At 40.3% G+C, this 8,133-nt stretch carries 8 protein-coding genes; 1 reads left to right on the forward strand and 7 read right to left on the reverse strand.

What is annotated here, in order from left to right; genetic code table 11:
• Nucleotides 1–271: transposase (locus IJS99_03520; protein ID MBQ7560891.1), on the forward strand; the 271-nt coding region annotated here is incomplete at its 5' end.
• A 224-nt stretch (nucleotides 272–495) separates the two neighbouring features.
• On the opposite strand, the gene IJS99_03525 is transcribed toward IJS99_03520, so the two are convergent.
• The 7 genes from IJS99_03525 to IJS99_03555 form a co-directional block, all read right to left on the reverse strand.
• Nucleotides 496–1,431: a sugar kinase gene (locus IJS99_03525; GenBank protein MBQ7560892.1), complete on the reverse strand. Its 936-nt coding sequence runs from the start codon at nucleotides 1,429–1,431 to the stop codon at nucleotides 496–498.
• Nucleotides 1,432–1,532: 101 nt separating this feature from the next.
• On the reverse strand, nucleotides 1,533–2,378 hold the full coding sequence (locus tag IJS99_03530) for a class II fructose-bisphosphate aldolase (protein MBQ7560893.1): 846 nt from the start codon (nucleotides 2,376–2,378) through the stop codon (nucleotides 1,533–1,535).
• Between the two features lie 36 nt (nucleotides 2,379–2,414).
• The gene (dhaL, locus tag IJS99_03535) at nucleotides 2,415–3,053 is read right to left on the reverse strand and encodes a dihydroxyacetone kinase subunit L (protein MBQ7560894.1); all 639 of its coding nucleotides are present in this window, start codon (nucleotides 3,051–3,053) and stop codon (nucleotides 2,415–2,417) included.
• 15 nt (nucleotides 3,054–3,068) lie between these two features.
• A complete protein-coding gene (locus IJS99_03540; protein MBQ7560895.1) occupies nucleotides 3,069–4,025 on the reverse strand; it encodes a dihydroxyacetone kinase subunit DhaK in 957 nt (318 codons plus the stop codon).
• 17 nt (nucleotides 4,026–4,042) lie between these two features.
• Nucleotides 4,043–5,050 (reverse strand): ABC transporter permease, encoded by a 1,008-nt coding sequence (locus tag IJS99_03545; GenBank protein ID MBQ7560896.1) that lies wholly within the window; start codon nucleotides 5,048–5,050, stop codon nucleotides 4,043–4,045.
• A gap of 14 nt (nucleotides 5,051–5,064) precedes the next feature.
• The gene (locus IJS99_03550) at nucleotides 5,065–6,570 is read right to left on the reverse strand and encodes a sugar ABC transporter ATP-binding protein (protein ID MBQ7560897.1); all 1,506 of its coding nucleotides are present in this window, start codon (nucleotides 6,568–6,570) and stop codon (nucleotides 5,065–5,067) included.
• A gap of 112 nt (nucleotides 6,571–6,682) precedes the next feature.
• Nucleotides 6,683–7,636: a substrate-binding domain-containing protein gene (locus IJS99_03555; protein ID MBQ7560898.1), complete on the reverse strand. Its 954-nt coding sequence runs from the start codon at nucleotides 7,634–7,636 to the stop codon at nucleotides 6,683–6,685.
• Nucleotides 7,637–8,133 lie beyond the last annotated feature (497 nt).

Here is an 8,133-nt window from a genome sequence, read left to right on the forward strand (position 1 = left end):
AAAGATTTCGGCAAGAACTGGAACAGTAAATATCCAAGTGATTCAGCGTTCATGGGAAGCTCACTGGGACGACCTGAATGAATTTTTTGCCTATCCAGACGAGATAAGACGAGTTATATACACGACTAATGCAATTGAATATCTAAATGCCTCATTGAGAAAAGTAACGAAAAACAGCGCCGCATTCCCCGACGACGAAGCAATTATGAAGATCATGTATTTGGCAATCCAGAAAGCGTCTAAAAAGTGGACAATGCCGATTCGCAACTAGGGATTAGCGTTAAATCAGTTTGCCATTATCTTTGGAGCTGACAGAGTAAAAATTTAATTACACAAAACTATTGACAGTCCCTGCCTATAATTGATACACTAAGAATATATTGCAAACGAATTTTTGCAACAAAAAATAATGTAATATGTAAATTTGCTGCGTTATTCTACAAAAAGTTTACTGTCCAAATAAAGTCATATCTTTTACCCTAAGAATTGCACTAATTAACTAATCATTCTTTTTATTGCGGCGGGGGTGATTTTTCCTTCCATTGGACCAAAAGCGGCGGCATTTAGTGCTCCTGCAGCAGCTCCCATCTTTGCAGATTCCTCTAAAGTCTTCCCCTCAATGATTCCGCATATGAAAGCAGCATCATAGCTATCTCCTGCTCCCGTTGCGTCTTCCTGTATAACTTTATAGATCGGCTGTGAGACCTCGAGTCCATTTCTCGTATAAATCTGTGAACCCTTTGAGCCGTTCTTTAACACTAAGATTTCAAGCGCGGGATTATCGAATACTTTTTTTATAGCAGAGTCAATATTTTCAATGCCTGTAAACATTTTTAATTCTGATACGCCTGGCATAAGTATTGACGATTTATTAAAGACTTCCTGCAAAATATTTAACACGGATTTATCGCGTAACATTTCAAGCCTTACATTTGGATCAAAGCTGATTTTTACGCCGTTATCTCTCATCATGTTTACAGTTTTAAGAATTTCACCCGCAAAATTTATATCAGACATCAACGAACAGCCCATTACATGCATAAATTTTGTGTCTTCAAAGCCTGCCATATTCTCCGGAGCTTTGGCCATAATGCACGGTGAATTATCCATGTAAAATAAATATTTTCTCTCACCGTCCGCAAAATAAGTAACAAAAGCTATTCCCGTGTTGCCTTTATCAGATATAAGCACCCTGCTTACATCAACGCCGTCAAGTTTGAGTCTTCGTAAAATATTTTCGCCGAAATCATCTTGTCCGACTCCGCTTATAATTGCCGTAGAATGTCCTAATCTTGCCGCTGTGCTTATGAAAATCCCCGGTGCGCCGCTAGGGAAGGGGCCTCTGAAATAATCTGACTTATAAAGCGGTATATCTTCACTTGGCCTCATGATTTCGACAAGTAACTCGCCCATTGTTATAATTTCTGCCATTTTCTAATAACCTTCTTTCTTGATTCTTGTTTATAAAAATTGCCTCACTCACAGTTATTTATTGCATGAATGAGACAATTATATATTATTTATAGCTTGATTTAAAATTTACTGAGCTGTAATTTCTGACGTAAATATGCCTTCATGTGCTCTTGTACATAACTGGGAATTTTCTGCATATTGCCTTTATCGCCGAACTCTGCCGCATATTCGCGTAAACTGTCATAATAAAGCCTGAAATATTCTGTTCCGACGTTAAATTTATTAATCCCCCGCTTGAAAGCCTCTTCTAACTGGTCATGAGGAATCCCGCTCCCGCCATGTAACACTAACGGCGTATTTGTTGCTGAATTAATTGCGTCTAAACGTGTTAAATCTAATTTAGGCGTTGTGAGATAAACACCGTGTGCGCTTCCTATAGCGACTGCAACAGAATCTACTCCTGTCTGCTCACAGAATGCGGCTGCAACTTCGGGCTTTGTGTATAAATCCTTGTCGTCCTGATCTTGATTAGCCGCAAAACCTACATGGCCTAATTCTGCCTCAACATCAGCTCCCAGAGCATGAGCAGCATCTACAACTCGTTTTGTTAATCTGATATTTTCTTCAACGGGAAGCATTGAGCCGTCATACATAACAGACGTAAAACCTGCCTGAACAGCACGGAGAATATAATCAAAATCGCTGCAGTGATCAAGATGTAAACCGATGGGAACTTTAACTTGACTTGCGAGTTCGTGAACAGTTGCCGCAAAACTCTTTAACCCGCAGCAATTCCCCTCGTAATTATCCGGCGGATAAAGCATTACAATAGCAGGTTTATTTAACTCTTCAGCTACAGCAACGACTGAATATGCCATAGTGTAATCATTACAGTTAAAGCCAATAGCAGACGTGTTAGCATCATCGGCCATTTTGAGAATAGTACTTACTTTTTCAAGTGCCATGAAATAATATTCCTTCCTTATATAAATATATATATTTTAATCGCGTGATAAGTTATTTGCTAGACCGCCTAATAAAATCGATACTGACATTGCGCCGGGGTCAGGCCAGCCTATTACTTGTTCACGAAAATTTTTCGAGCGTCCGAGTCTTGACACCATATTTTTTGTTGACTCTACACCTTTTAATGCTCCTTTATGGGCTGCTGTGAGTATTTGCCCGATGTCATCCGTTAATTTTAGGGCTGATTCCATTTCTGACTGAGCAGGGAGTAAAGCGTCTACCATTGTTTTATCTCCGGGATTTGCACGGCCTCGTCGTATAACTCCCTGAATTCCACCCGTGAGAAAAGCGGCCATATCAACACCATTTAAGGAGTCTTTATTCTTGATTTCGTCAAGCCCGCTGATAAAGAGAGTCCCGAATAATACTCCGGAAGATCCGCCCATAGATTTTACTAGACACAAGCCGACCGAGTGAAATAAATCATATGGACTTGAGAAATTATTTTCTGATAACTGCTTACTAAGTACGTTAAAACCGGTCTTCATTCCGATTCCGTGATCTCCGTCGCCTATAACACTGTCGACTCGAGTCAATTCCGGTTCAGCTGATATAATTTCTCTTGCGGCCTCAATCATGGCTGACTTTAATTTTTCAGTATCTGCAAATCTCATGATAATTACTCCTTATTAAATCGTGAATCCATCGCCATTTATAGCACCTTCTAAGAACGGCCTTAATTCTGAATCAGCACTCAATAATGTAACAGTGAATCCGTAACCGTCTAAAATGTGAATATATACGCCCACGTTCATACGCAGAATATTATAATTTGCGCTCAGTGAATCATATAAATAATTGCCCATTACATAAGCCTCATCATAGCCGGCCAGTCTCAAGGGATTCACCATTAACAAAATTTGCTCGTCATTTCTAGGTGAAATATCTTCAGTCAAAAGTTTTATAGTTTCTTGTGCAGCTTCAGACATTCCCATTTGCCCGGTCTTGAATCCCGGCTCATCAGAGAATCCTCGCCCGAAAGTTACTATATTATTTTCTGTGTCGATACTCACGCAAATAGTAGCCATTCTTGAATTAGCTTTCTTTAACAGAGCCGCTATATCATCAAGTGAGAGTCCAGCCCTTGACGCACTCGCAGCAATACGAGTCATTAACGCAATACCCGACCGCCCGCCGCGATTCTCACGAGATTCTCCACGAGCCATTCCCATATCATCATGTACAGGAATTTGAACCGCCCGATGTCCTTCAATGCGTAATAATTCCTCGGCCATGTCGTTATTAAGATAGTCGCCCATGAAATTATTATAAAGTAGAATTACTCCCCGCCCAGTGTCAAGGGCTTTTGCTGCTTCGTAGATTGCATAGGCATTAGGTGCTGTGAACGGTGCGCCCACAACAACGGCATCTGCTAAATTCTCACCGACAAAACCGGGCGAAAAAGGGCCGTCAGATCCTCCGCTGCTTATGATTACTGCAACACGATCGGAAATATTATCCGAAGAAAATAGAGTCGCGCTTGAAATTTGACTGTCAAATAAACGCCATCGCCCAGGGTGAGCTTTTAACATTCCTGTAAACCATTTGCGGGCGTAATATTCCCGTCCATCACTAAACCAATGCATTATATATATATTTCTCCTTAATTTTTCGTCTTCTTTTGTGCCATGTCGAGAATAACAGCAAATAAAATAATTGCTCCGATTACTACTTTCTGCCAGTAAGAATTAACGTGCATTAAATTCATTCCGTTATTGATTACTGCTATAACAGCGACTCCGAACATTGCACGGCCCACTGAACCGCTTCCGCCTGTGAGACTCGTACCTCCTAAGACAGTCGCAGCAATTGCGTACATCTCATAGCCATCACAAGCAGCCGGCTGACCTGAAGCAAGTTTTGAGGCATTCAAGACTCCGGCCAAAGCAGCGGCAACACTGCAAAGTACATGACCCCAGAAAATTACATTCTTTGTGTTAATTCCGGCCAAGTGGGCGACTTGTCTATTACTCCCAGTTGCGTAGACATGACGGCCGAACACTGTTTTACTTAATAATATATGCATTATCACGACCATTATAATAACAAAGATTGTTATATTTGGAATCCAGCCTGTAGCCTTCCCCTCAGTAACTAGCCAGCGCCCCGCACCGATAAAGCTATAAGCCTTAGGAATTCCTGAAATTGCAGTACCTCCTGAAAATATAAAGCATAACCCACGAGCAGCCGTCAACATTGCCAGAGTCGCAATCATGGCTACAACGTTGAATCTACTAATCATTAGGCCGGTGAAACTTCCGCAAAGGACTCCGACAAGAATCGCAGGGAGAATCAAAACGGGAATAGAACCCCAGTTACTCATTTGCGGGAACATGAGAGAAATTTTTGTACTGATTACTCCGGCGAGTGCAGCGACTGAACCGACAGAAATATCAATACCGCCTAAGATAATTACATAAGTGAGTCCCGCCGATAACATTGCATTAATGGCCATTTGCGTAGTGAGATTCACGATATTTGCCATGTTAAAAAATTTGCCTGAAGTTCCCACACCGAACCCGATTATTAGCGCAATAAGTATAACAACTACCATATTTCTCATGATAAAATTTTTCATTGCTGCATTCTTGTTTATAGTATTCTCTGACATTTAATTCACCTCGTCTAATTCTGTGAAGAGCTGACAGTGCTGGCCAGCTGCATAATTTTTGTCTCGGTTGCTTCTTCTCGGCTTAATTCTCCTGTAATATGTCCTTCACACATTACTAGAATTCTATCGCTGACTCCTAAAATTTCCGGTAATTCTGAAGATACCATTATGATAGTCCCGCCCTGATCGACAAAATTATTCATGAGAGTATAGAACTCAGATTTTGCGTTAACGTCGATTCCTCGTGTAGGCTCGTCAAGAATTAAAATTTGTGATTCAGCAATGAGCCATTTTGCTAGGACTATTTTTTGCTGATTTCCGCCTGATAGATTTCTTATTATAGTCTCAATAGTCGGAGTCTTTACCCGCAATTTATCCTTGTATTCAGTGCTGACCTCATTAATCCATTTGTCATCAGCAAAGCCGAATTTTTTCATGTGATAAATTAAGCTCGGCAACACGGAATTATCTTTTACCATTGCGCTCAACATAAGCCCCGTAGTACGTCTATCTTCAGTTACCATGCCGATTTTTTTCGCAATAGCATCTTTAGGGCTCGTAAAGTGAACAGGCTGACCCGATACAAAAACTTGTCCGCTGTCAGGAATTCTAGCTCCGAAAATAGTTTCCATTGTTTCAGTTCGACCAGCACCGACGAGTCCGGAAATCCCTAAAATTTCGCCGCGATATGCAGTAAAAGAAACGTTCTCAAATTCGCCCTTACGTGTGAGTCCCTCGACTCTGAGCATTTCTTCCCCGCGTGTGTGTTCAGTGTGAATGAAATAATCCTGAATTTCTCGGCCTACCATGCTGGCAACTAAATCATGTTCGCTGATTTCGCTAATTTTGTCAGTCCGAACAAAGCAGCCGTCACGCAAAACTGTAGCTCGGTCGCAGATCTCAAAAATTTCCTTGAGCCTATGACTTATATAAAGCACTGCTACATTCTGACTCTTAAGGACTCTAATTTGCTCAAAAAGTGCGTTAATTTCGTGATCTGATAATGAGCTTGTAGGCTCGTCCATGATAACGACTTTTGCGTTCTTATTTATGACTCGTGCTATCTCTACCATTTGCTGCTGTGCTGCTGTCAGGTCTCTAGCTACGTCATTTGGATGTATAATCCCGTCCATTTTCATATAAGAAAGCAATTCCTGTGTGCGTTTAATCATGCTGCGATTATCGAGAAAAAGCCCGTTGACCTTCTCTTCACCTAAGAAAACATTTTCGGCAACCGTTAAATCTTTTGCGATGCTTAATTCCTGATGTATAACTGCTATTCCATGATCTAAGGCATCACGGGGACTCTTGAAATTAAGTTCTTCACCGTTAAATAATACTTTGCCTTCAGTCGGAGTATAGACACCCGATAAAATTTTAATTAATGTAGACTTCCCAGCTCCATTTTCACCCATAAGAGCGTGGACTTCTCCGGGGTAAAAGTCAATCGATATGTCAGTTAGTGCTTTAACGCCCGGAAAAACTTTTGAAATATGAATTGCTTGTAAACAAGGTTGCACATGATTCACCCCTTTATATTATATAAAAATTTGCCCCGTACCTTTGTAGTAATTTCATGCTCGGTGCGAGGCAAAACAACTTTTAATTATTCACAAAATAACCGAGTTATATTTACTGGGCGACCGCATTTGAAGCGTCAACAAGATACGGAGCGATCAAGATTACTGGCTTATCAACTGAACCCTTTGTTAAATACTTCACCATTTCTTCGGCGATTGTATAACCGATTTTATTAGGATTCTGGGCTACGTCTGCGAACCAGTATTTACCGTCAACAGGGTCAAGAATTGCCTTGTGTGCTTCGGGGTTAGCGTCAAATCCGATCATCTTTGTAGTTGCACCGGCGGCCTTTATTGCAGCAAGAGCACCTATACACGCAGGATCTCCGACAGTGAAGACTACGGCCATATCAGGATAACTAATTAAAGCGTCGCTCATTAAGTTTTGTGCTATATCGGCTTGTCCCTGATAATTTCCGATATTTACAATGTTTAATTTGTATTTATCCTTGTTGGCATTCATGACGCTCATCCAGCCGTTTTCTCGGTCTATGCAGCTTTGAGGCTCAGGATAACCGATAATTCCTACTGTTGCGCCCTCCTTGAGTCCGAGTCTGTCTAATTCTGCAATTGTAGCTTCTCCGCCGACGACTCCGCCCTGATAGTTATCAGTACCGACAAAGCACTTAATAACTTTTGTGAGTTCTGAAGTGCAGTCAAATGTGAACATCGGGACTCCTTCTGCATTAGCTGCCTCGATTGCATTAGTACACGCGACAGGTTCATTACAGGCAAGAGAAATAGCGTCCATCCCGTCAACTACGAGGCTTTCAATACGTTCTGTAGCAAGAGCTCCGGATAATTCACTCTCAAGCACAACCGCTGTAAATCCCATTTCTTTGGCCGCTGCTAAAATACCTTTTTCAATCTCAAGATAGAAAGCATGTTCACGGCTGCCTAAGATAAAGCCGAGTTTTAGATCCTTGACATCTTTACCTGCCGCAAAACTAACACAGGAAAAACTCATCATTACTAATACTAAAAGAAACGCAATAAATTTTTTCATAAGATAGTCCTCGCTTTCATTAGCCGGATATAAGCCCGACAAAGATAAATTTTACGAAATGATTAATAGTTTTAAGCACGTCAAAAATGTATATAATATAATTAATAAACAGAATCACAGCAGAAATCCTGCATCAAATATACACAAATTCAATACTAAACTAAAACTCATTTCATGATTTGAAGCTAAAATAACATTCTTATTTATCATTGTCAATCATAACATTTGCCTATTATTTAATAAATTTAATAAAGAATTTTATTACTTTTATATCATAGTTTTATGTTAAGCTTAGAAAAATTTTGAGAAAAAATCGAAGTTAAACATGTTATTTTATTGACACCTATATCCCATCTACTAGACGGTGTCGTCATAATATATAAAGCCACATAAACATTGCACATATCTGAACTGAAGCTATGAATGACGATGATTTTTTAGCGTAACGGGTTGCAATGCCTCGCCACTGTTTTAATTTCAAAAACGTATTTTCTACA

The sequence above is a fragment of the Synergistaceae bacterium genome, assembly GCA_017444345.1.
Taxonomy (GTDB): Bacteria; Synergistota; Synergistia; order Synergistales; family Aminobacteriaceae; genus JAFUXM01.

Bases quoted from the DNA above. Each gene is read 5' to 3' on its own strand.
- dhaL (MBQ7560894.1), bottom strand. From the start codon at position 3,053: ATGAGATTTGCAGATACTGAAAAATTAAAGTCAGCCATGATTGAGGCC.
- IJS99_03530 (MBQ7560893.1), bottom strand. From the start codon at position 2,378: ATGGCACTTGAAAAAGTAAGTACTATTCTCAAAATGGCCGATGATGCT.
- IJS99_03555 (MBQ7560898.1), bottom strand. From the start codon at position 7,636: ATGAAAAAATTTATTGCGTTTCTTTTAGTATTAGTAATGATGAGTTTT.
- IJS99_03540 (MBQ7560895.1), bottom strand. From the start codon at position 4,025: ATGCATTGGTTTAGTGATGGACGGGAATATTACGCCCGCAAATGGTTT.
- IJS99_03545 (MBQ7560896.1), bottom strand. From the start codon at position 5,050: ATGTCAGAGAATACTATAAACAAGAATGCAGCAATGAAAAATTTTATC.
- IJS99_03525 (MBQ7560892.1), bottom strand. From the start codon at position 1,431: ATGGCAGAAATTATAACAATGGGCGAGTTACTTGTCGAAATCATGAGG.